This window comes from Paludisphaera borealis, from assembly GCF_001956985.1.
Classification (GTDB): Bacteria; Planctomycetota; Planctomycetia; order Isosphaerales; family Isosphaeraceae; genus Paludisphaera; species Paludisphaera borealis.
The window spans coordinates 6,856,235-6,879,907 of record NZ_CP019082.1; the positions used below are offsets into that span (position 1 = coordinate 6,856,235).

Annotated in this window: 19 protein-coding genes; 9 read left to right on the top strand and 10 right to left on the bottom strand. The window is 66.4% G+C overall.

The genetic code is table 11. The features are described 5' to 3' along the window. Position 1 precedes the first annotated feature (1 nt). On the bottom strand, positions 2-499 hold the full coding sequence (locus BSF38_RS26510; RefSeq protein ID WP_145952336.1) for a hypothetical protein: 498 nt from the start codon (positions 497-499) through the stop codon (positions 2-4). Continuing rightward, on the bottom strand, positions 499-1,554 hold the full coding sequence (locus tag BSF38_RS26515; RefSeq protein ID WP_076350052.1) for a DUF1559 family PulG-like putative transporter: 1,056 nt from the start codon (positions 1,552-1,554) through the stop codon (positions 499-501). Before BSF38_RS26515 ends, BSF38_RS26510 begins: the two co-directional genes overlap by 1 nt. 872 nt (positions 1,555-2,426) lie before the next feature. On the opposite strand from BSF38_RS26515, the gene BSF38_RS26525 reads away from it, so the two are divergent. The 6 genes from BSF38_RS26525 to BSF38_RS26550 all read left to right on the top strand — a co-directional run bounded on the left by BSF38_RS26525 (position 2,427) and on the right by BSF38_RS26550 (position 11,083). Then, on the top strand, positions 2,427-2,933 hold the full coding sequence (locus BSF38_RS26525; protein ID WP_145952337.1) for a hypothetical protein: 507 nt from the start codon (positions 2,427-2,429) through the stop codon (positions 2,931-2,933). 118 nt (positions 2,934-3,051) lie between these two features. Next, the gene (locus BSF38_RS26530; protein WP_076350055.1) at positions 3,052-4,164 is read left to right on the top strand and encodes a hypothetical protein; all 1,113 of its coding nucleotides are present in this window, start codon (positions 3,052-3,054) and stop codon (positions 4,162-4,164) included. 1,131 nt (positions 4,165-5,295) lie between these two features. Then, positions 5,296-8,061 carry a PSD1 and planctomycete cytochrome C domain-containing protein gene (locus BSF38_RS26535; RefSeq protein ID WP_237170623.1) on the top strand — a complete coding sequence of 922 codons (2,766 nt, stop codon included), beginning with the start codon at positions 5,296-5,298 and terminating at the stop codon, positions 8,059-8,061. 13 nt (positions 8,062-8,074) lie between these two features. Further along, entirely contained in the window at positions 8,075-9,556 is a 1,482-nt protein-coding gene (locus BSF38_RS26540; RefSeq protein WP_076350056.1) for a DUF1501 domain-containing protein, read from the top strand. Between the two features lie 87 nt (positions 9,557-9,643). Then, positions 9,644-10,339, top strand: coding sequence for a hypothetical protein (locus tag BSF38_RS26545; RefSeq protein WP_076350057.1), 696 nt, complete (start codon positions 9,644-9,646; stop codon positions 10,337-10,339). An 18-nt stretch (positions 10,340-10,357) separates the two neighbouring features. Further along, positions 10,358-11,083, top strand: a complete 726-nt coding sequence (locus tag BSF38_RS26550; RefSeq protein ID WP_076350058.1) for an endonuclease/exonuclease/phosphatase family protein — start codon at positions 10,358-10,360, stop codon at positions 11,081-11,083. A gap of 18 nt (positions 11,084-11,101) precedes the next feature. Here BSF38_RS26550 and BSF38_RS26555 read toward each other — a convergent pair whose 3' ends face one another. Further along, a complete protein-coding gene (locus tag BSF38_RS26555; RefSeq protein WP_145952338.1) occupies positions 11,102-13,066 on the bottom strand; it encodes a sulfatase in 1,965 nt (654 codons plus the stop codon). Continuing rightward, positions 13,063-13,242 carry a hypothetical protein gene (locus BSF38_RS26560; protein WP_076350060.1) on the bottom strand — a complete coding sequence of 60 codons (180 nt, stop codon included), beginning with the start codon at positions 13,240-13,242 and terminating at the stop codon, positions 13,063-13,065. The genes BSF38_RS26555 and BSF38_RS26560 overlap by 4 nt, the downstream gene beginning before the upstream one ends. Positions 13,243-13,884: 642 nt before the next feature. Between BSF38_RS26560 and BSF38_RS26565 the strand changes: the two genes are divergently transcribed. Next, complete coding sequence (locus tag BSF38_RS26565; protein WP_076350061.1) at positions 13,885-14,571, top strand: class I SAM-dependent methyltransferase; 687 nt, start codon at positions 13,885-13,887, stop codon at positions 14,569-14,571. Between the two features lie 40 nt (positions 14,572-14,611). Here the strand turns inward: BSF38_RS26565 and BSF38_RS26570 are convergent, their stop codons facing one another. Both BSF38_RS26570 and BSF38_RS26575 read right to left on the bottom strand, forming a co-directional pair. Next, positions 14,612-15,940, bottom strand: coding sequence for an MFS transporter (locus BSF38_RS26570; protein WP_076350062.1), 1,329 nt, complete (start codon positions 15,938-15,940; stop codon positions 14,612-14,614). Further along, positions 15,937-16,701, bottom strand: coding sequence for a creatininase family protein (locus tag BSF38_RS26575; protein ID WP_076350063.1), 765 nt, complete (start codon positions 16,699-16,701; stop codon positions 15,937-15,939). Before BSF38_RS26575 ends, BSF38_RS26570 begins: the two co-directional genes overlap by 4 nt. 235 nt (positions 16,702-16,936) lie before the next feature. Here BSF38_RS26575 and BSF38_RS26580 point away from each other — a divergent pair, with 235 nt between their 5' ends. Next, on the top strand, positions 16,937-17,650 hold the full coding sequence (locus tag BSF38_RS26580) for a response regulator transcription factor (RefSeq protein WP_237170624.1): 714 nt from the start codon (positions 16,937-16,939) through the stop codon (positions 17,648-17,650). Beyond that, the gene (locus BSF38_RS26585) at positions 17,647-19,080 is read left to right on the top strand and encodes a HAMP domain-containing histidine kinase (RefSeq protein ID WP_076350065.1); all 1,434 of its coding nucleotides are present in this window, start codon (positions 17,647-17,649) and stop codon (positions 19,078-19,080) included. Before BSF38_RS26580 ends, BSF38_RS26585 begins: the two co-directional genes overlap by 4 nt. Positions 19,081-19,092: 12 nt before the next feature. Here the strand turns inward: BSF38_RS26585 and BSF38_RS26590 are convergent, their stop codons facing one another. From BSF38_RS26590 to BSF38_RS26605, 4 genes are read right to left on the bottom strand one after another with little or no spacing between them, the layout of a single operon-like run. Next, positions 19,093-19,755 carry a phosphoribosyltransferase gene (locus BSF38_RS26590; protein ID WP_076350066.1) on the bottom strand — a complete coding sequence of 221 codons (663 nt, stop codon included), beginning with the start codon at positions 19,753-19,755 and terminating at the stop codon, positions 19,093-19,095. Positions 19,756-19,804: 49 nt separating this feature from the next. After that, entirely contained in the window at positions 19,805-21,505 is a 1,701-nt protein-coding gene (locus BSF38_RS26595; RefSeq protein WP_076350067.1) for a hypothetical protein, read from the bottom strand. A 6-nt stretch (positions 21,506-21,511) separates the two neighbouring features. Continuing rightward, the gene (locus BSF38_RS26600; protein WP_076350068.1) at positions 21,512-22,480 is read right to left on the bottom strand and encodes a glycosyltransferase family 2 protein; all 969 of its coding nucleotides are present in this window, start codon (positions 22,478-22,480) and stop codon (positions 21,512-21,514) included. Continuing rightward, positions 22,477-23,514, bottom strand: coding sequence for a lysylphosphatidylglycerol synthase transmembrane domain-containing protein (locus BSF38_RS26605; protein WP_168189469.1), 1,038 nt, complete (start codon positions 23,512-23,514; stop codon positions 22,477-22,479). Before BSF38_RS26605 ends, BSF38_RS26600 begins: the two co-directional genes overlap by 4 nt. Positions 23,515-23,673: the final 159 nt, after the last annotated feature.

The following is a 23,673-nucleotide window of genomic DNA, read 5'->3' on the forward strand; positions in this document are numbered from 1 at the left end:
CTCACCGCTGCGACGCCGTGCTTTTCCGACGTTGCGACGCGCCGCCTGACTTGGACGTCTTGGGGCCGTCCTCCATGTTGATGTTGCGCTGGTAGTCCTGATCGCGAAAGACCATCACCGGACTCAGGCCGAGCACGTGATATTGAACGTCCTCGGTTCGTTCGGGCTTCGCGAGAGTGAGCCGGACGGAGAATTTCTTCTCCGTGGCGCCGGCTTCCTCTTTCTTGAGGATCTCGTACGCCCCCAGAAGCTCGCCCTGACTCCACGGCGTGTCGTGAACCTCGACCGGGGGGTCGGTTCCCGCGAGCTTCCCGGGCTTGCCGCCGTCTCGCCAGGTTTTGAGAGCTGATTCGAGCGCGGCGCGAGCCGCCTCGTCGGACGGCGACGCGCTGACGCCGTTCCCACACCCTCCGCCCGCGAGAAGTAGGAGGAGGGCCGTGGTAGTGAAGATCGCCGGTCGGGCCAGGTTGCAGGTCCGGAGCATTGTGATGTACCTCATCAGTAGGCGTCGGACGAGATCACCTCGCCGCCGTTCCGCGTGCCGAGGGCCCGCCAGGTCATGAGCGCGACGCCGTCCTTGATGAATTTCACGCTGCCGTCGCCGAAGAGCGAGGTCACGCCCCCCGGATGCTGGCTTGAGGGCGGAACCACCATCGGCATGTTGGCCATGCTGTTGTTGGCGAAGCCCAGCCCGGCGCAAGTCGCGGTGTTGGGCGTCGAAACATGGTTGTACTGGGTGCAGCACATTTCGCCCATCACCCAGCTCGCGCCCTGGGCGTGAGTCAGTCGCGTGGTCGTCGCGGGGTTCATGGTCTTACAGGTCGTGTAAGTGTCGTTCAGGCTTGTCGGGGCCGCCGTGACCATTGAGTCGGAGCGGGCGTCCTTGTCGCGCTGGCCGTTGCCGCGGATCTTCTCGCTGAAGAAGCAGGTGTTGCTCGTCCCGTCCGTGATACTTGCGAGTTTGACCGAGCTTAAATAGTAGAAGACCCCCTGAGGCGCATCGCTCGGGGAGACGCTGGAGGGGTTGCTGTCGCCCAGATCGCAGGCCCACGTCTGCATATTGCCGAGGTAGCTGTTGACGCCGGCCCAGTCGGTGCTCGGCATGTTGGCGTCCGAGGGGCAGAGGAACGCCGACACCTGAATCCTCGAAGCGGTCGCGTTCGCCCGGTTTGTGTTCTGGTACGGCGGCATGAACGGAACGTCGCCCGCCATCCCCGGCGTCTCCGGGGCCAGGTTGAAGTTGATGCTGTTGAAAAGGCTCCCTTGCTCGATGTAGATCAAAAGCTGACTGTGCGCGGACCATCGCGCGTAGGCGGCCGTGCCGGGGACGAACTGGCCGTAGGTCGGCCCCTTGCCGAACGGCAGAACCTGGAAGCTGGAAATGTAGTTGTGGCAAGCGATGCCGATCTGCTTGAGATTGTTCACGCACTGGGCGCGCCGGGCCGCCTCGCGGGCCGACTGCACGGCCGGGAGCAACAGGGCGATGAGTACGGCGATGATGGCGATCACCACCAGCAATTCAATCAACGTGAATCCAGTTCGTCGAGTCCGCATAACGGGGCCTTCCCAATCGAGGAGGGGACGCGGGGAATGAAGGAAATGATGATGAAGCGAACCCGAGGATCGAGCCTTCAAACAACGAACCGGGGGGCGGGTTCACACCCCCAATCCCATCTAGCGAAAGCGCCGGTGGACGCACGAACTCAATGCGCGTGAGATCGCGGCGAATCAAAATCCATGGAAAGGCGCGGTTCCATTCACCGTGCGTCCGTGGAACAGTCACGGAGCAGGCGGCTTCGAATGCGAGGAGCGCCGGATCAGCACCACGGCGGGCGGGCGATCGGGTCGACTCGATCCGAGGGGCAAGGCGTGTCGTCGTCGAACGGGAAGGGGGTGGAATCGGCTCGCGGGACGAACACGCGGAGGTCGAGGCAACACCAGGCGTTGATTCGCGACAGGGCGCGCGGAACCGTCACGGGCTGCGAAGAGTTGCGCGAGCATCGGGGGCCGGAGCAGGACGGTCCGGGAGATGGGTCGATCGGGACGCTCCGCCGCCAATCGGGCGACTGAGCACCGGACCAATCCAGCCGGTCGAGATAGCGGGTCCTGGACAGCGCGGCGTCCCACTTCGTCGTGACGTGCTGGGAACACCCGGCCCAAGAGCGGGACGGCGCAAGCCATCCGCAGCTCGCGAGCAGGAGACCTGCTACAAGCCAACCATGAGTGCGCCGTCGTTGTGGGACGAGCGACTTCATCTGGACCAACTTCGTGGACCTCGCCGGCTCTGACAGCTTGCAACGCACGACACCACGCTCCTATATAATATACGGCAAGGCATTCTGACAAGGGCTCGATCGCAGGTGTTCCCTTTTGCGACGGACGGCGGCGGCACCGGGGGACGACCGGAATCGAGAAGGGGGCGATCCGTGAACAGACGTTTGTCGAGCCTTCCGCTCGCACGATGGCTCGTCGGCGGTCTCGCGGTCGGATTGAGCCTGTCTTGCGGCCCGAATCCGCCTCCCGATCCGGATCGCTACCTGCCCGACCCGAAGCTCGCCCGCGAAGCGCTCGAGAAATCCCTGCAAGCGTGGCGCGCGTCTCCGGGCATCGAGCGGACGGTGACCACGATCCGCCCGATCATGTTCGTGGAGCAACAGCAACCGGCGGGTCAGCGGCTGCGGACGTTCGAAATCCTGGGCGAGACCGCCGGGTACGAAGGTTATCGTCGCCTCCTGGCGAAGCTCGACCTCGAAGACCCCGACGAGTCGACCACCGTCGCGTACTACGTCTTCGGTCAAGGCCCGATCTGGGTCTATCGCGCGGAAGACTTCGACATGATCATGCACATGGATAAAACCATGATGCCGGCCCCCCCTCCAGCCCCCGCCGCGCCTGGAGCCGGGAAGCCGTCCATCGACGACGCTCAACCATAGTCGCCCTTGACGACGACTGATGATTCCTCTATCACCTACCTCCATTGTCTCCAAGCATGGAGCCTTTCCTCCGGGATTGCTCATTGGAGTCGTTGACCGGACGGCCAGGAGGGTCGTGATGTTCTTCGCCCAGCACCAGATGCGCCGTGTGATCGCGCCGTTGGCGTTCGCAGCCCTTCTGACGCTCGCGGCCTCCGAAGCCCGCGCCGTCCCGATGTACACGATCCGTGACCTCGGGACGCTCCCCGACAAATCCAACAGCGTCGCCACCTCGATCAACAACCAGGGCCAGGTCGTTGGCATCTCCTACAACGACGCGGACGGCAAGTTTTACGTCCCCAGCCAAGGCCCTGGCTACTCCCAGTCCGGGACGGGCACCCAGTCGTTCCTCTACGACAACGGCAAGACCACCCGGATCGACCCCACCGGGGGGCCCGCCCTCTCTATCAACGACCACGGGCAGGTCGTGGGTGGGGAGTTCGTATCCATCAACAACGTGGGGCAATACGTCGCCTCACCGGGGGTTGGTGTCGGCAGTTCCAATTCCGGCCCCGCCGAAATCTACGACAACGGAGTTAGGCAAAACGTTGTCATGACAGTCGCCCCGTATGCGATCAACGACTCCGGGGTCGTGGTGGGAGCGATGATGACCGGTTCGCTCGGCCGCGAGATGCACCCTGCGATGTTTCGGGACGGCCAAACGATCGACCTGATGAATGCGACTCTCCGGTATCCTGGTCTGTCGTGGACGGGCCCGCCGCTCCTCCCTCACGGAGTCGCGATCGGGATCAACAACAAGAACGACATCCTCGCGGTCGTCTGGAGTGTGAATACCCCGGCGATCCCCGGGGTGCCCCCGACGACCGTCATCTTCAACCCCACAACCGGCGAATGGAAGAACCTCTCCAAGGTGCCAGGCTACGAGGGGGGCCAGGGGGTCGCGTTGAACAACCTGGGACAGGTCGTCGGCAACGACTTCCTGTACGACGGATCGACGATCCGGAAGCTGACCGAGTTGCTCCCACCGACCAGCGGCTGGAGCGGCCTGCACCCGACGGACATCAACGATTCGGGCTGGATCGTCGGCCAGGGGATGATCGACGGCAAGCTCCACGCCTTCCTCATGACGCCCGAGGACGCCCAGGTCCCCGAGCCGTCGACGGTCCTGATCTGGGGCGTGCTGGCGGCGCTGGGCGTGGGATCTCGTCGGGTCGTCGCGAGGAAAGCCTGAACCCAACCATTGGGCTCATGGATCAGAATACAAACCATCATGACGCCGTCGGGACACCCGGCCTCATGAGAATGCGAGTGAATCGCGGTCGGTCGGGTCCGGGTCCTGGTCCGAATACCAGCCCGAAGCGCCAGCGAGTGCATTCCCATAACGCGGTCTACCATTGGATCGCACACAGGCCGAGGCCGAAATCTCTTCTGCCCTTGCGGGAGAAGGTGCCCCGCAGGGGCGGATGAGGGGTGTTCGACCGCCTCGACCCTCGACCAGAGCCTACGACGCGCTCCCCGCAGGCGGGGAGAAGGCATGCTCGCGACAGCCTGCTTTGATTGTTGTGTGCAACTCGAACGCAAACCACCTCGCGGCCTCGCCCTCGACACCGCGATCAAAATCGCCAGATCGCATGAAATCGCGAAAATCCTTTCAATCGTCCCGCGCGGTAATCCGTAGCGCCCGGATTCCGATTCCCGATCAACACGGGGGAACCGTCGTAAACTCATGGTAGGTAATTCTCGAAATCGCCCGAGGTCTTTGACAATCCGGCTGTTGGTGGGTAAGTGACGCGTCCTCTCGTAGGGGAAAAACGCGCGAACGAACCCAACGCCCCAAGGCGATCGGCCGGCTTCGGCTCGGTCGGCCGAGCCCCGAAATCTCGACGAACGAACCCAATCGCAGGCCCAGAAAGCGGCGGTTTTCGGGGCGAACGAAGCCAAACCCAGGACCACCGCCAAACCCCATCAACATAAGGACTTGGACGCATCACACACGCCGATTTCGCGGGTCGAACGAACACAATCCGCCGAGTGTCGAACCGCGGTCGAAGAAGGTCGGAGCGTGGGCCGTTCAGGGTCGCAACCGCCCGGTCAGAGAGCCGTCGAAGGGCGTGTTTTGGAGACGATCGAACCCAATTCCGCGAGGGGTGAGGCGAACACCCGTAGGAAGTGGTTGTGCCCAACAGGCGGGTGGAGCGGATTCGCAGGGGATTTCCGGATGCGCCGGCCGACGCCTCCGAGCCTGGACTTGGGCTGTTTCCAAAGAGCGGCAGGTCGCCCGCGACGCCTTGTCGCGAGCGGCGTCTTGGGGTAGCCTGGGGGATTGAATCCTTGTTAAACACTCGCGGTCGAGATCCACACCATGACGTCGCCCGCACGTTCCATGTCGGTGAGATTCGGAACGACCTCGCGCCGGGTTCTGGCATGCCTCGGGCTGGGGGCGGCGCTCGCTGTTTCCGGTCCGACGGCCGGGGCCGGCGACGCGAAGCCGGTTGACTACTTGCGCGACGTCAAGCCGCTGCTGGACAAGCGCTGTTTCGTCTGCCACGGAGCCCTCAAGCAGAAGTCGGGGCTGCGGCTCGACACGGCGAAGGCGATGCTCGAAGGGGGCGACGGCGGTCCGGTCGTGGAGCCGGGCAAGAGCGGCGAGAGCCTGATCGTCGAGGCCGTGACGCGGGACGAGTCGCGGATGCCCCCCGAAGGGGAGGCGTCGGCGCTGTCCAAGGACGAGGTCGCCATGCTCCGGGCGTGGATCGACCAGGGGGCGAAGGCGCCGGCCGACGAGAAGCCCCAAACCGACCCGCGTAAGCACTGGTCGTTTCGAGCGCCCGAGCGGCCGGCGGCCCCCGCCGTCTCCGCCGACCGGGCCGGCTGGGTTCGCAACCCGATCGACGCCTTCCTCGCGGTCGAGCACCAGAGGCACGGACTGACCCCAAGCCCCAGGGCCGAGCCGGCCGTCTTGATCCGCCGGCTCTATCTCGACCTGATCGGTCTTCTGCCCAGGCCCGAGGAGGTCCGGAAGTTCGAGAGCGACCCCTCCGACCAGGCGTACGAGGCGATCGTCGACCGGCTGCTGGCCAGCCCCCAATACGGCGAGCGGTGGGGAAGGCACTGGATGGACGTCTGGCGGTACAGCGATTGGGACGGCTTCGGCGCCGAGGTCCGCGAGAGCCAGCCCCATATCTGGCGATGGCGCGACTGGATCGTCGAGTCGCTCAACGCCGACCGGGGCTACGACAAGATGATCGTCGCCATGCTCGCCGCCGATGAGGACGCGCCGGGCGACGCCGACGCGGTCCGGGCCACCGGATATCTCGTCCGGAACTGGTACCTGTTCAATCGCGACACCTGGCTCGACGCGACAGTGGAGCACACGTCGAAGGCCTTCCTGGGGATCACCCTCAACTGTGCGAAGTGCCACGACCACAAGTACGACCCGATCGCCCAGACCGATTACTACGGGTTCCGGGCCTTCTTCGAGCCCCACAAGGTCCGCACCGACGCCGCGCCCGGCGAGCCCGACGCGACCAAGTCCGGCCTGGTCCGCGTCTACGACGCCGACCTCGCGACCCCGACGTTCCTGTACACGCGAGGCGATTCCGCGAAGCCCGTCAAGGACCACCCGATCGATCCCAAACTCCCGAAGGTGCTCCAGACGCAAGTCGCCCTCGCCGCGCCTCAGCCGATCGCCGTGCCCCGGTTCGAGTTCTACCGGGGGCTCGATCCGGCCGTCCGCAAGACGAAGGTCGACGCCGCACAGGCCGAGTTGGAAGCCCGACATGACGAGGCGAAGAAGGCCGACCAGACCCTTGCCGCCGCGACCAACCCGACCGCCGCCGCCCGCGCCAAGGCCGGCGTCGAGGCCGCCCGCAAGGGAATCGAAGCCGCCAAAGCGAACCTGGCCAGTCTGACCGAACGGATCAACGCCGACGACGCAGCCTTTTCCGAACCGCCCGCGCCCGACGCGACGGCCAGGGCCCAGTCGGCCGCCAAGACCGAGCGCCGGGCCGACCTCCACACGGCCGAATGGAACCTGGCGAAAGCCGACCTCGCCCTGGCCGACGCCGACACCGCCGTCGTCGACGCCAAGACGCCTGGCCTCGACGAGCGGAAGAAGGCCGCCGCCGCGACCAAGGCCCAGCGCGACAAGGCCCGGCTCGATCTCAAGACCAAGGAGCAGGCCGTCCGCCAGGAGGCGAAAGCCTACTCCCCGCTCGCCCCCCAGTACCCTCGAACGACCTCCGGAAAGCGGCTGGCCCTCGCCCGCTGGCTGACCCATCGCGACAACCCGCTCACCGCACGTGTTTCAATCAACCACATATGGATGCGTCACTTCGGAACGCCGCTGGTCGCCTCGGTCTTCGACTTCGGCGTCAACGGCTCAGCGCCGTCGCACCCGGCCTTGCTCGACTGGCTGGCCCGCGAGCTGGTCGATTCGGGGTGGAGCATGAAGCCGATCCACCGGCTGATGGTCACCAGCAGCGCCTACCGGATGCGGTCGTCGACCGGGGGCCCCGGCGATCCCAACCTGGCCGCCGACCCGGGCAACCGGCAGTACTGGCGGATGAACGCCCGGCGGATGGAGGCCGAGACGGTCCGCGACAACCTCCTGTGGCTAACCGGCGGCCTCGACCTGGCCCTCGGCGGCCCGGACCTCGACCCCGAGACGGCCATGACCGTCCCTCGCCGGAGCCTCTATTTCCGCCATTCCAAGGAGAAGCGGGTGCCGTTCCTGCGGATGTTCGACTCCTCGAACGTGACTTCGTGCTACCGCCGGACCGAGAGCGTCGTCCCCCAGCAGGCGCTCGCGCTGGCCAACAGCCCACTCAGCCTGGCGCAGGCCCGGCGGTTGGCCGCGACCCTGGAGACGACGCCGGTCAACGACGCCGCGTTCATCGCGACGTCCTTCGAGCGAGTCCTCGGCCGCAAGCCTCGTCCTCAAGAGCAGGAAGCCTGTACGGCCTTCCTGAGAAGCCAGGCCGAGCGACTGGGCGAGCCGGCGAAGCTGTCGGCCTTTCCGCCGAGCCCCGCCGCGGCGGTGGCCCCGGCGGCCGACAAGGCCCGGCGGGCTCGCGAGGACCTCGTCCACGTGCTGTTCAACCATAACGACTTCGTGATGATTTATTGATCGGAGCCGCCTTATGAACGATCAAGCCAGTCGTCACTCCCGCCGCACGTTCCTCACCCAGACGGGCCTCGGCTTCGGCCTCGGCGGCGTGGCCCTTTCGGCGATGCTCCAGCGCGACCAGGTCGTGAGGGCCGACGCCGATCTGGACTGGCGGCTTCCCGATGGCAAGCCCCACTTTCCGCCCCGGATCAAGAACGTCATCTGGGTGTTCATGGTCGGCGGCACGAGCCACGTGGAGAGCTTCGATCCCAAGCCGGCGCTCGTCAAGTACGCCGGCAAGACGATCGCCGAAACTCCGTACGCCGGGGCCGTCACCAACCCGCTGAGCAAGAACGTCCGGGTCCTGGTCGCCGACCAGGCCAACGGCCACATCCGCCAGATCCTCTATCCGCTTCAGGTCGGCTATCGCAAGCGCGGGGAGGCGGGGATCGAGATCAGCGATTGGTGGCCGCACCTCAGCGGCTGCGTCGACGACCTGGCCGTGGTCCGATCGATGTGGACCACCGACAACGACCACGGCGCGCAGCTTCAGTTCCACACGGGCCGGCACATGCTGGAAGGGCCGTTCCCGACGATCGGCTCGTGGGTCCATTACGGCCTGGGCTCGCTCAACGACGACCTCCCGGCGTTCGTGGTGCTCGGTACTCCGATCGCCGATTGCTGCGGCGGGCTCGGGGGCCACGGGGCCAACTACCTCGGCCCCGAGCACGACGGCGTCCAGCTCGCCGTCGACCTCAAGAACCCGCTGCCGTTCGCGTCGCCCGGCGGCGACGTCTACCGCGAGGAGCAAGACGGCGAATCGGCGCTCCTGGGTCGGTTGAACCGGCTGTCGGCGGTCGAGCATCCCGAGGACCAGGCCTTGCAGGCGCGGATCAAGTCGTACGAGCTGGCGTTCCGGATGCAGACGGCGGTCCCGGAGGTCATGCAGTTCGGCCAGGAACCGAGGCCGACGGCGGGCCTCTACGGCCTTGACCGCGACGCCTCGCGGCCGTTCGGCGAGATGTGCCTGACGGCCCGCCGGTTGGTCGAACGCGGGGTCCGGTTCGTCCAGATCTTCCACGGCAGCAACGGCGGCGCGGGCTCGTGGGACGCCCACGGCGGCCTCCGCCAGAACCACGCCTCGATGTGCGCCCAGGTCGACCAGCCGATCGCCGGCCTGCTCAAGGACCTCAAGCGCCGGGGTCTGCTCGACGAGACCCTGGTCGTCTGGGCCACCGAGTTCGGCCGGACCCCTGGAGCCCAGGGAGGCGACGGCCGCGACCACCACCCGTTCGGCTTCTCCATCTGGATGGCCGGCGGCGGCGTCAAGGGGGGGACGGTCCACGGCGCCACCGACGAGCTGGGCTTCCACGCCGTCGAGGACCGCCACTACGTCACCGACGTCCACGCCACCGTCTTCCAGCAGCTCGGCCTCGATCCTCACCGCCTCGAAGTCCCCGGCCATAAACGCCTGGAAATCGACTACGGCAAGCCGATCTCGGCGATCCTCGCCTGACGCCGCTTGACGACTCGACGAAACTCCGAGTCTCATGGACGTCCACCCCGTTGAACGGCTTTCGCCTGGACGGAGAGTTCCCCGATCGTGAACGTCTACTATCTGTCGACCCAGGACGGCCAGCGGTTCTTCTACTACGACGCCTCCGAAACCGCGGCGGACAAGACCGGCGCGGGCGCGTCGAAATCGGCCGGCTTATGGGGGTGGGCGGAGGGGAAATGGAACACGATCCAGAAGGGGATGGACGACCCGAACGGAGGCGTGACGCGCCGGATCGGCCGGGTCTGGAACTGGCTCCATTCGTTCAGTCACCCTGACGAGACGATGCTCGTCCAGTTCGGCTCCGCGAACGAGGTCGTCCTTCACTACCCGGCGACGCTGTCGATCGACCGCGTCCAGAAAGACTGGAAACGCTTCCTTAAGCGTCGATCGCGGTCGCACGCCTTCTGGATGGGCGTCAACGCCGTCGCGCTTCCGTTCGGGACCCTGCTCGCGATCTTGCCCGGCCCCAACGTGATCGGCTTCTGGTTCTTCTATCGGGCGATCTACCACTTCCTCGCCGTGCGAGGCGTCCGTCGCGTCCGCCGGGGGACCGTCCCCACTCGCTGGCGGGCCGAAGGATCGCTCGACGCGCCGATCTCACACGACGAGAACCGTGGCCCGAGCCACGAAGCCCTGGCCGCCGGGGCCAAACTCGGCGATTATCTCCACTGGTCGAGACCCAAGGATTCCGCAACCCATCCCGAGAATCCGAATTCCGACGCCGGACGACCGGGCGGTTAATCCCTATTATACATCAACATGCGACTACTCAGCTACAACATCCATAAAGGCATCGGCGGGCGTGACCGCCGGTATCGGCTCGACCGCGTGATCCAGGTCGTCGAGCAAGAGAACCCGGATTTGATCTGCCTTCAGGAGGTCGATCGCCAGGTGGCGCGGACGCGGCACGACGATCAACCGCGACGGTTCGTCGAGGCGTTCCATCCGGCCGACCACCTCTACCAGCTCAACGTCAAGCTGAAGGAAGGGGGGTACGGCAACCTCGTTCTCTCCCGGTGGCCGTTTCAGGCGCACCACCAGGTCTCGCTGCGGCTCAAGCGACGGAAGCCCAGGGGTGCCCAGATGTTCGTCGTCGCAACGCCCGAAGGCCCGTTACACCTCGTCCACTGGCATCTCGGCCTCGCCGAGAAGGAGCGCCACTGGCAGGCCGAGCACCTGTTGCAGCACGCCCTCTTCCGCGAGGGCTCTCACTTGCCGACCCTGATCGTGGGCGACTTCAACGACTGGCGGAACACGCTCGGACCGGGGGTGCTCGGCCGGGGGGGCTTCCGCCAGTTGACCTCGCCGCGGTCGCGGTTCCGGTCGTTCCCGGCGTACTTCCCGGTCACGGCGATCGACAAGGCGTTCACGCGCGGCGGACTGATCGTCCGGCAGGCGCGGATCGCCCATTCGCGGCTCGCCCGCGACGCCTCCGACCATCTCCCGCTGGTGATCGATTTCCACATCGATCCGCCTCAGGCCTGATCCGAGCGGCCGTCCGCGCTAGCGGGTCGCGGACGGCTCGATCGTGGAGAGGACCTCGTCCAGGGCGGTTCGGCAGGCGTCGAGCACCTGGGAGAGCGCCCCGTTCGCCGACTCGTCCGACGTCTCGCCGGGATCGGTTTCGAGGTTGTAGAGCTGCTCGCAGCCGTCGCCGCGGCGGATGTACGCATGGTTCTCGGCGACCACGGCCTTCAGGCTCTTGCGGGCGTCCGTATGCTCCTGGACGTCGCGCTCGTCGACCGGCCCTCGAAGCTCGGAGAAAGGGGTCGAGATCGCCTGGGACGGCTCGGCCGGCGACGCGCCCCAGGTGGTCGCCAGCGAGGCTCCAGGGAACGGCGAGTTCTTCGCGAGTCCGAGCACGTCGAGGACCGTGGCGGGCAGGTCGCGCAGGCTCACCGCCTCGGAGACGACGCGGCCCTCGGGGAGCCGGCCGGGCAGGCTGATCAGCAGGGGGACGTGGACCTCCTCGCCGTGGAGGCTCAGGCCGTGGCCAAAGTCGCCGTGCTCGCCGAACTGCTCGCCGTGGTCGGAGGTCAGAATCAACAGGGTGTGATCGAGTTCGCCCCGCTCGCGAAGGACGTCGACGAGCGCCCCGATCCGCTGATCGAGGGCTGCAAGGCAGTCGTCGTAGGCGTCGCGGGCGATCCGGACTTCGTCGGGGCCGAGGGCCTTCTTGTCGATCTTCTGCCAATCGCGAAGCATCGCCGACGCCCGGCTCGACAGGCCTTCCGGCGTGAACCGAGGGGTCTCCCCGCGCGGCAGGAGGTAGGGGTCGTGCGCGTCGAAGAAGTTGAGGAAGGCGAAGAACGGCTTCGGACCGGTCTTCGCAAGCCAGTCGAGGAACTCGCGGTTGACCGTCGAGGCGTCCTTGCGCGAGAAGTCGAGGTCGACGTCGCGGACCGAGCCGGCCGGCCGCCAGGCACCCGTCAGCGACTGGGCGCGCATCGCGGCGCGGGTGAGGAACCAGCCCAACGACGACGATCGGACGACCTCGCCGAGCGTGATCGGGTAGTCGGCGTAGACCTGGAACCCGCGCGACAGGCCCGACTCGTGGCCGCAGAAGAACGGGTTGGCGACGAAGCCCCCCGTCGCATAGCCCGAATCGCGCAGGTGCTCGGCGAGCGTCGGATAGCCGCCGTCGAGCCACCCCCTGCGCTCGACGCCCAGCTCGCTCGGCCACCTCGCCGTAAACATGTTCGAATGCGAAGGCAACGTCCACGACGCGGCGGCGCGGGCGTGGTCGAAGCGGACGCCGCGCTCGGCCAGCCGCTTCAAATTGGGGGTCGTGTCGCGGTCGTATCCATAGAGGCTCAGTCGATCGGCGCGGACGGTGTCGAGCACAATCAGGAGGACGTTGAGATCGCGTCCCGCCAGGGCCGCTCGGTCGCCCCGCCGCCAGACCCGCGCCCGAGCGTCGTGCAGGAACACGATCGACCCCAGCGCGGCCAGCGCGGCGAACAGGATCGGCAGGCTGTGACGGACCACCCGCCGCAGGCCGTCGGCACGGCGTTCGAGCCAGGGCGAGCCGCGGACGGCGAGGCCGCCGGCGAGCAAGACGCAGGTGGCTGAATGCAAGCCGCGCACCAGCATGAGCTGACAGAGGACGGCCGCGAACAAGAAGATCGCCAGGACCACGCGGTTGGCCGATCGACCGGCGAACTTCGAGAGGGCGAACGAGCACAGAACGCCCAACCCCAGGAACAGGAGCAGGTCGGACGCGGGAACCATCCAGACGAAATGGCGGCTCCTCAGGAAAAACCCTTTCTCCTGAAGTTGGACCCGAACCACCAACAGGAGCAATTCAAGGAACCCCGCCGCCAGGCCGAACCACGCGGACGTCGCCAGGACGTCCCGCAGCCTCACGCCACCGAACGCGCCAACGTCCCTCGTCCCGGTCTCATCCGCAGGTTCCTTGATGCTTCTCTCGGCCGGAGCGCCCAGCTCGTCGCCCTGCAACCTGGTCACGTCCTCGAACCTCGGCTCGACGCAACGGCCTTCCAGCGACGGATTCGCTCCTTGGCCAGACGGAACGGAAATGCGCCCGCCATCATCACCAAGCCCACAATCGAGCCGACCAGCGAGATCACCGGAAGCTGAACTTCGGGGCCGAAATACGCCAGAACCGTCGAAACATGATTCATAACAAGATCTCAATAGAGACGACGAACCACAGTCATGACGATAACAATGCCATCATGACTGGACGATTCGCCTCGTGGGATCGAGACGCATATGCAAATTCAAGCAAGACGCAACACCGCGGGTGCCGGACGTTCGGCGAAGCGATTCGAATTCAGAAAGTCGGCAGAGAGTGGATGCTCCCCCGAGATCGAACGTGAGACCGTGCAGGATCGGTCTGAAAAACGGTGGCGAGAGTCACCGGTAGGTCACTCGGCGCGACGTCCCCAAATCGCCACTCGAAGCAAGGCGCGGACCCGTGGCATGAGGTCCTAGGGAATTGAGCGTCAGATCGGACCGACCTGGCCCGGTCTTCCGGCACCGTAATTTTTTTTCATCGCGCCTTGCGCGCGGGGCGACTTGAAGGAGCTGTGTTGTGGTCCGCCCCCGGCCGGGGCCCCGAGGTGATTCTTCGTCGTCGAGTCTTGTCGGCCGCGGAGGCGGGGGGTTACACTTCGAAAGCGGCCGCGTCCTTGGCCGAGTCGACGTGGTGTTAATCATGGGATGGAATGGAGATGAGGCCGGCGCGTCGGGTCGAGAACCACGGGACGCGGCAAAGCCCATCGATGGGTTACAACCACCGTACTGGAGATCGAATAGACGTCATGTCGCACCTGGAAACGCAAGCCTCGCCGGACACGCCTACCACCCCGACGGAATCGTACCCGTACTTCGATTACGTGCGTCAGGACATCCTCAGGATGATCCCCGACGACGGCGTGAAGATCGGTTCGGTCGGTTGCGGCCGCGGGGTCACCGAGGCCCTCCTGGTGGAAAAGGGACGTGAGGTCCACGGGGTGGATGTCAGCGAAGAGGCGATCGAGGTCGCCAAGCGGCGTCTGACCTCGGCACGCGTCATCGCTCCCGACGATCGCCGTCCGTTCGAGGACGACAGCCTCGACGGCTTGATCCTGGCCGACGTGATCGAGCACATCCCCGCCGCGTGGGACGCGCTGGCGTCTTACGTCCGGGCGGTCCGGCCCGGAGGTTGGGTCGTCATCAGCGTCCCGAACATGCGAAACCTCAACGTGATCGCCCAGTTCATCATCCTGGGCGACTGGCCTGAGAAATCGATGGGGACCTTCGACGCCACCCACATCCAGAACATGAGCCGACGCCGCCTCGAACGGTGGTGCAAGAACGCCGATCTATCGTTCGAAAAGTGGTTCGACAAGTACGAGAGCCACTCCTGGCGCGGTCGATGGATCAAGGGGTTCGACACGATCACCTTCCGGCTGTTCCACGACATCTTGTCGTACCAGATTCAGTGCCGATGTCGGAAGCAGTCGTGATCGATCGGCCTCGCCGCGCGCTCGACGAGGCGACTCCGCGTCACGACGGAGTCGCCTCCAGGTCCGGTGTTGCGGCCGCGCTCGCGGCCGAAGTCGAGCGGACGGGTTTCGCCGGCCTCCAGAGGATCAAGAGCGCGAGCGCCGCGGCGATCGGGGCCAGGCCGGCGATCAGGGTCACGGCCGCGTAGGAACCCGTCTGGTCGATCCATCGACCGATGGGCCCCTGCACGGCGGCGACGGAGATCCAGGCCACGAAGCTGAACGCGCCTGTCACCTTCCCCATCCCTCGGGTCGAGATCTCCTGGGTGAAGGCGTAATAGGTGGGGAATTGGCCGAGCGAGCCGAACCCGACCGCCAGCAGGAGGATCAGCAGCAGTGGCGACGCCGGCAAGTAGGCCGCCACGCATCCCAGCGCGGTCAGGGCCACGCAGCCGACGAACATCGCCATTCGCGCCCCATGCACCGACCATCCCCGCGACGTAAGGAACTTGGCGAGGCCCCCCACGACCAGGCAGCCGACGCCCGCGGCGATGTAATAGGCGGACGAGAACCACTGGATCGTCGTCTCGCCATAGCCGTGCTCTTTTTTGAGCATCATCGGCATCCAGGCGCGGAAATACTGCCAGCAGATGTTGATGGCGATCACCACCACGATGAGCGCGGCGAACCGTCGCACCCGGGTGGCGCGGTCGACGTCGGCGGCCTCGCGGTCGTCCTGGCTCGTCGGCGCGGCGCCCTGATCCTTCAGTTCGAGATCGCGGGGCCGGATCAAGATCAGCCAGGCGGCGACCCAAACCACGCCCAGGGCGCCGATCACGCGGAACGGCAGCCGCCAGTTGCCGATCACCCCCGGTTGATTCAGCCCGAGGATGACCAAGGGGGTGATGATCGCCCCCAGCGACGCGCCGCTCTGGAGGATGCTGTTGCCCAGCGCCCGGTTGCTCCGCGACAGCAGCCGTTGCGACGCCGCCAGCGCGCAGGGCCACTGGCCGGCCTCGGCGAACCCGAGCAAGACGCGGCAGATCATCAACTCGCGATAACTGGTCACCCAGCCGGTGGCGAATCCGACGGCCGACCACAATAGCAGGACCGCCGGATACATCCAGCGGAGGCTGAATTGGTCGACCAGGAACCCGGTCGCCACGCCGCCGACGGCGAACGCGATCCCAAAGCCGGTCTCAAGGTTTCCGTAGTCCTCGTTGGTGAGCTTCAACTCGCTCCGGACGTCGGTCGCCTGCTGGGAGAGCGCCTGGCGGTCCATGTAATTAAGCATGGTCGCCAGCAGCATGAGGCCGCAGACGGCCCAGGTGCGCAGAGAGGTCGGTGGTCGGGTCGAGGCCGGCTCGACGAGCGAAGGGTCCAGGCTCATTTTTCAGATCCCCACGACCGGCCGTCCCAGGAGGCCACCCGCTTCAAAAAGGCCGCGACGTCTTCGGAAAATCGGCTGAAGAGGATTTCACCCTTCTCGGCGCTGGCCTGGCGCGGGTCGCCGATGTGGCCCGGGGCGCTTCGATCCTTGGTGATCCAGCCGCGCGAGGCCGGCTCGAAGGGGTCGCCCATCGACACGGGCTCGATCGCGTCGATCTCGCCGACCAGGCGCGGCGCGAGCTTGAGGATCATCGAGGTCTCCCACTCGCACGCATGGCCCATGCTGTTCTGAACGAACCCTGGTCCGAGGTCCGTCGGCTGGGAGCCGAGCAGCCAGTAGGTCGCCGAGAGCAGGAGGAGGTCGGTCCGCTGGCGATGGCGCTGGCGCGCCTCGAAGACGGCCTGGCTCGCGGGGACGATATTGCCGCCGTGGCCGTTTAAGAGGACGATCCGACGGAATCCATGCGTCAGCATGTTCTCGATCAGGTCGCCCAAAACGTCGAGGTAAGTCCTCGGGGCGGCGGAAAGCGTCCCGGGAAAATCCATGTGATGGTGCGAATTGCCCAGCCAGAGCAAGGGCGCCCAGACGACCTCGTCGCCCAGAACTTCCGCCGACCGGCGCACGACCTCGCCCAGCAGCATGCTGTCGGTGAAGACCGGCAGATGCGCGCCATGCTGCTCGACGGCGGCGATCGGGACCACGACGGCCGCGTCCCGGGAGACCGACGACACCGTCGGCCAGCTCATCTCTTCGAGTCGCACGTGGCTTCCTCTCGCGGGATGGATCGATCGATTCGTCGATCGATCTCGGGACGTTGCGACGAACGAGCGTCGTCGACCGCATCCAGTGTAGTCGAGCCCGAGGCGGACTCAAAGTCTTTGCAAACCTATGGGCAACTTCATGCCGCCACCTTAATATGAAGTAAAATTAATCACGCAATAACGATGACCATTATCTCCTAGTGAGATAGGCTGCAAAGTTGCGGAAGGCCGAAGTATGAGCGAGAGCACAGAAAATCGTCGGGGGCACGACATGCCGCGCCTGCTAGTAGTGGAAGACCAGCCGAAGCTGCTTCAGAGCCTGGAGCGCGGACTTCGTGAAGAAGGCTACGATGTGTTAACCGCGTCGGACGGTCGCGATGCGTTCGAGCAAGCGAGCACGATCCCCGTCGACGCCGTGATCCTGGACCTGATGTTGCCGGAACGCGACGGCCTGGACGTGCTTCGGGGGTTGCGGGACGACGGGTTCTCCAAGCCGGTCTTGATCCTGACCGCGCGCGACGGGATCGACGCGCGGGTCGAGGGGCTCGATTCGGGGGCCGACGACTACCTGGTCAAGCCGTTCGCCTTCACCGAGCTGCTGGCCCGGGTGCGGGCGTTGCTTAGGCGAGACACGCTGAGCCGAGAGCTTTGCTTTTCGGCCGACGACCTCGAACTGAATCTCGTCGCGCGGTCGGTGGTGCGTGGGGGGGTCGAGATCGACCTGACCCGTCGCGAGTTCGAGCTGCTTGAATTCCTGCTCCGCAACAAGAACACGCCGGTCACCCGCGAGATGATCGCCCGCGAGGTCTGGAAGGAGACGAGCGGCACGCTGACCAATACGATCGACGTCTACATCACCCTGTTGCGCAAGAAGGTCGAGCGGCCCGACCGGCCGACGCTGATCCACACGGTGCGCGGGGTGGGCTACGTCTTGAAGGACGTCGTATGAGCCGACTCAGCATCCGATTGCGGTTGACGCTGTGGTACGGCGCCGTGCTGGCCACCGTCCTCGCGGTGTTCAGCGTCTCGGTCTACCTCTTGATGGACCGCCTACTGGAATCGAGGACCGACCAGGCCCTCGACCACCAGATGGTCGTCATGGAGGGACAGATCAGCCGAGCCGACAACGAGAGGATGCTGAGGGACCACCTGACATGGCAGTTCGACCAACACCCGGTCTACGAGATGCAGGTCACCGAGAACGGCGACAACACGTGGCTGCGGAGTGAACGGATCGTCGATATCGGCCTGCCGAAGTCGATCGCGCCTGGCAATCTGAAGGAGGGCGTCTTTGAGGACGTCGATCTCCCGCTGGAGGGCCGCCATCGGATGCTCAGCAAGGAGATTGCGACGCCGTACGCATCGCTTCTGGTCCAGATTGCACACGGCTCCACCCAGAACGACAAGCATCTCGGGGAACTGCGCGAGATCCTCCTCTTCACCGGCCCGGCGCTCCTGGTGTGCGCCCTGGGCTGCGGCTACCTTCTAGCTCGCAAAGCGCTCGCGCCGGTCGACCGCCTGGCCGCCGAGGCCGACAAGATCACCGCGACCCGGCTCGACCTGCGGCTCGACTCCTTGAACCCCGACGACGAGCTGGGGCGTCTGACGCGGACGCTCAACGGCATGATCGCCCGCCTCGAACGATCGTTCGGCGAGATTCAGCGGTTCACCGCCGATGCCGCGCACGAGCTGCGAACGCCGCTGGCCGCCCTCCGCAACGAGGCCGAGGTGACGCTGCGGCAAGGCCGCGAGCCCCAGTTCTATCGACACACGCTTGAGAACATGCTGGAGGAGATCGACCACCTGACCCGGATGACCGAGAACCTGCTGTTCCTCTGTCGCGAGGACGCCGCGGACAAACCGTCGTTCGCCGATCTCCGTCTCGACGACCTGGCCCGCGGCGTGACCGAGCACATGCGGATCGTCGCAAACGCCGATCAACTGGAGCTCGACCTGGTTGAGCCTCTGGCCCCTTGCATCGTGCACGGCGACCACGACCGACTCCGCCGCCTGCTGTTCAACCTGATCGACAACTCCGTCAAGTACACGCCCGCCGAAGGTCGCATCCGCGTCGGGCTGGACTTCCGCCATGGCCAGGCCCGGCTGTACGTCGAGGACACCGGAATCGGCATCGCCTCGGAGCACTTTCCGAACATCTTCGACCGGTTCTACCGCGTCGACAGCGCGCGGCCGCGACACTCAAGCGCCACGGGGCTGGGCCTGGCGATCTGCCAATCCATCGCCGTGGCCCACGAGGGCGATCTCGAAATCGAGAGCCAGCCGGGACGCGGCACGAGGATCACGATGGTCGTCCCCGCGACGCTCGCTGAATCCGACCGCCGCGTGACGACGACGGCTTCAACCGGCCTGAACGTGTGACCCGCGCCCGCCTCAGGCGGGCCCTTCCGCCGCCTCCGCCGCTCGCTTCAGCAGGGCGCAAGCCTCGTCGTCGGTCGTCTGCTCGAAGTTCTCGTACCAGAGCCCGACGGCGCGGAACGGGGTGGGGGTGATCGCGCAGACGCATTCGTCGGCGACCGCACCCATCGCCTCGCAGGTCTCCAGCGCGGCCGTCGGCGCGGCGACCACGATCGCGGCCGGCTTCTGGGTTCTCAAGGCCGCGACCGCCGCCCGCATCGTCGAGCCGGTCGCCAGGCCGTCGTCCGCCACGATCACGATCTTGCCGGCCACGTCGACGGCCGCGCGGTCGCGGCGGTAAATCCGCTCGCGGCGTTCCAGCTCCCGGCGCTCCCGCTCGATCGCCTCGTCGATCTCCTCGAGGGTGATCCCGAGAGCCTCGATCGCCTCGTCGTTGAGGACCACGGCCCCCCCCGAGGCGATCGCCCCCATCGCCAGCTCTTGGTGGCCGGGCACCCCGAGCTTGCGAACCAGGAACACGTCGAGGGGCGCGTCGAGCGCCCGCGCGATCTCGAAGGCGACCGGCACGCCCCCCCGAGGGAGCCCCAGCACGACCACGTCGGACCGCCCCGCATAATTCGAAAGCTTCTCGGCCAGCACCCGGCCGGCCTCGTAACGATCGGCGAACGGCTTGCTCATCGGAGAGCCTCCCAACGCCCTCGAACCCGACTCGCGCGGTTCCGGGCGATCACCTACGAAGCGAATACAGGCCCATATGCTCGATCATGTCCTGAATCCACGGATTGCTCCAGGGGCCGCGCGTCGAATAGCCGACCGAAAGGACCGACACGAACAAGGCCAGCATCGCCAGCTTCCTCAGCCAAGGCCGATCGGCGATCGCGTCGAGGGCCGAGGGGAGCATCAGCAGCCAGAACGGAATCAGCCAGAACAGCCACCGCAGGCCCTGGGTCGCTCCCCCATAGTTGCGGGCTTTCGGGTTCCAGGTATAGAAGGCGAACAGGATCAAGGTGAGAGCCAGCGTCATCCAGGCGACGGCCGCCATCGGCTTCCCGCCGTCGCGGATCGAGTTCAGCCAGATCACCAATCCGAGGAGCGCGGTCAGACCGGCGATCACCCAGCCGACCCAGAGGTACGGATGCAGCGCCCCCCCCGACGACAAGAGATCGGGCCGAAACAGATCGACGCCCCATACGCCCAGCCCCGCGACCACCAGCCCCACGGCGAGCGCCGCGGCCCCCTTGCCCGAACCTCGCAGGAGACCGACCAACCCGGCCGCCGCGAACAGGAAGATCGGCGTGAGAGACCAGAATCCGTGATGCCCGAACGTCATGTGGAACAGGTACAGCCCGTACGACTCGCCGACGATACCGCGCCGGGCCGCTTCCTCGGGATCGAGCCAGGGGACGTTGAGCGCGTCGAGTTCCAGCGGCGTCTTCCAGAGGCTTCCCTCGAACAGATACGCCTCGGTGCCGAATTCCTCGTAGGCCAGCGCGAACTTGCCGAAGGCCGCGTACTGCGAGGTCATCAGGGCGAGGATCGGGATGGCGGCGAAGGGGAGGAACCAGGCGAGGGTCTTCGCGGGGAACCGAAACACGAGGAGCCCGCCGAGCAACGCCACGAACGCCGCCGCCGGCAGCTCGTTGGTCGCCGCGAAGCCCGCCAGGAAACCGACCGTCGCGAACCGCCAGGCCGAAACCTCGTGCTCGTCCCAGATCCGGAGGAACTGGTAGAGGGCGAAGAACGCGCTGAAGGCGGCCAGCGTGTGGTTGTTGAGCGTCTGCGTGAACGGCAGCAGGTAGGTCCCGAAGGCCGCGGCGGTCAGGCTGAAGAACCAGGCCCAGTCGGTCTTGGCGTAGCGGTCGAGCAGCCGGCCGAACAGGACGAGGAACCCCCAGAACGGCAGGATGTTCAGGGCGATCAGCACCGGCTTGAAATAGAAGATGAAGACCGGCCACTTGACCGGTTGATCGGGGGTCGTCAACACCCCCTTGACCTTGCCGGGCTTGGTCTCGTCGGGGACCTGCCCCCATCGTGGCTCGCGCTCCTGGAGCACGACCTTTTCGAGCGGCACGCCGGCGATCACCCGCGCCGGGTAGACCATGGCGGCGATGACGGTCGACAGCAGGGCGGGCTTGCTCGAAAAGTAGTGCTTCTCGCCTTGCCCGTCGGCGCCGATCGCCTTCTGGATCTTGTCCTGGGTCTCGGACTGCCAGGGGCAGTCGTCGATGACGTAGGTCCCGCGTTCGACCAGGCTCCAGACGGTGCACCAGCGCGAGATGTCGTTGGCGCCCATCATGGTCGGCTGCCGCAGCAGGATGCCGAGGGCCAGGCCCACGGCCGCGACGATCAGGATCGAACCGGCGATGCGCCGGGGCTCGGGGCGGGGTCCTCGCGGTTCGACGACGAGGTCAAGATCGGCGTTGCTCATGGCGGGTCAGGTCTCGGGGGTGGGGGCGTCCGGATCGATGGTCTCGGCGATGCTGTACATGTCGGCCGAGCGGATCGAGGACGCGGTCAGAAGTTCGGCGAGGACGCCCAGGCTGAAAAGCTGCACGCCCACCACCAGGAGGGCGATCGAATACAAGAGCATCGGCCGGTTGCCGATCGGCCGGTACTCGGGCAGCCAGCTTCCGGCGAGCCAGACGCCCGCGAGGTAGGTCATGCCGAGCAGCCCCAGACCGAGCAAAACCAAGCCCGTGCCGCCGAATATGTGCAGCGGGCGATGGCGGAACCGGGTCAGGAAGGTGACGGTCAGGAGGTCGAGGAACCCCTTGAAGAAGCGGGCGACGCCGTATTTGGAGTGGCCGTGCCGCCTCGGCCGGTGGTTGACTTCCATCTCGCCGACCCGAAAGCCTCGGGCGTGGGCCAGGGCGGGCACGAACCGGTGCAGCTCGCCGTAGATGCCGACCTCGGCGAGCACCTCGGACCGGTACACCTTGAACCCACAGTTGTGGTCGTGCAAGACGCAGCCCGTCAGGCGGCTGACCATCTGGTTGAAGACCCGGCTCGGATAGACCTTGTGCCAGGGGTCGTGCCGCGTCTTCTTCCAACCGCTGACGACGTCGAGCCCCTCATCGAGCCGTTCGAGGAATCTCGGGATCTCGGCCGGGTCGTCCTGAAGGTCGGCGTCGAGCGTGAAGACCCGCTCGCCGCGCGCGGCCTGGAAGCCGGCCGTCAGGGCCGACGCCTTGCCGAAGTTGCGGCGGAGCCGGATGGCCGCGACCCGGGGATCGCGGCTCGCGAGGCTGGTTATGACCTCCCACGAGCCGTCGCGGCTGCCATCGTCGACGAACAGGAACTCGACCGGCCCCAGCGCTCCTGCCGAGAACACCGCCGAAAGCTCGCGGTGGAGCGCCACGAGGCTGCCTTCTTCGTTGTAAACGGGAATGACGACGCTGATCATGACGATCCCGATGTGGAAGGCTGCGGAAGAGGGTTCGGCGGAATGTCGCCGCGCGAGGCCAGCGGCCCGACCGCCAGGGCCGCCACGAACTCGGCGGCCACCCAGACGAGCCGCAACACCAGGGCCGCGACCACCGCGAGGTCGACGCCCAGCGCCGGCCCCAAAGCATACATCAAGACGCCTTCCCGCACGCCCAGGCCGCCGGGAAACACCGCGATTACGAACCCCGCGACCGTCGCCAGCGCCACGCTCGCGACCACCAGCGGATACGTGGCGAGCAGCTCGCGGTACCCCCACGGGGTCAACCCCCGGACCACCGCGAGCTGGCTCAGCCCCAGCGCCAGCCATGAAAGGCTCGCGCGGGCCAATCCCAGCGCCATCAAGCGCTTCGTGAAGCGGGGCAGGGCGTCCGGCCCCGCGCCGGGGATCGGCAGGCTCGCCACGAGCGCGATCCGCCGGAAGACCGACGGCCAGACCACCACCAGAAACCCCAGGCCCAACCCCAGGCTCCCCAGGCTGGCGAGCTGGAAGACCGGAATCGAGGTCGCCCCCAGCACCGGCAGGTTGACCGTCGCCAGCGGCGACGGCCCCCCCATCGCGAAGCCCGCCGCCGCGATCAGGCCGCCCGACGCCATCATCACGAGCGTCTCGTAGAAGGTCGCGATCGCCGCCGTCGCCCCTCGGGCGCCGTGCTGCGCCGACATCCCCGCCCGCATCACCACCACCATCGCCTTGCCCGGCACGTACTTGCCCAGGTGGCTGATCAGGTACGCGCGGACCGCCGCCAAACGCGGGATCGGCGTCGAACTCGCCTTCAAAACGTCGTCGTAAAACAGCGCGCAGAGCGTGAGCCCGACCAGGTAGAGCAGCCCCGAAACCGCCAGGTAAGCGGGCGAGACCTGAAGCACCAGCTCATGCCGCTTCAGGTCGCTCCACGTCCGCAAGACGTGCCGGCCCACTCCCCACACCACGGCCGCCGCCACCACGACCTTGACCGCGAGGATCAACCGCTTTCGCCATCGAACTCGGTTCATGAGGAAGACTTTGCGACGAACACTCGAAACCCGGGGAAACCAGCTCGGCGGGACGCGATCGACGTGATCCAAAGTACCGGCCCGTGGAAAACCCGGCAAGTCCCGGGTCGGATCGGCGGCCAGGTGCATCGCTTCGCGCCTGTTTCCGTAAGACACCCA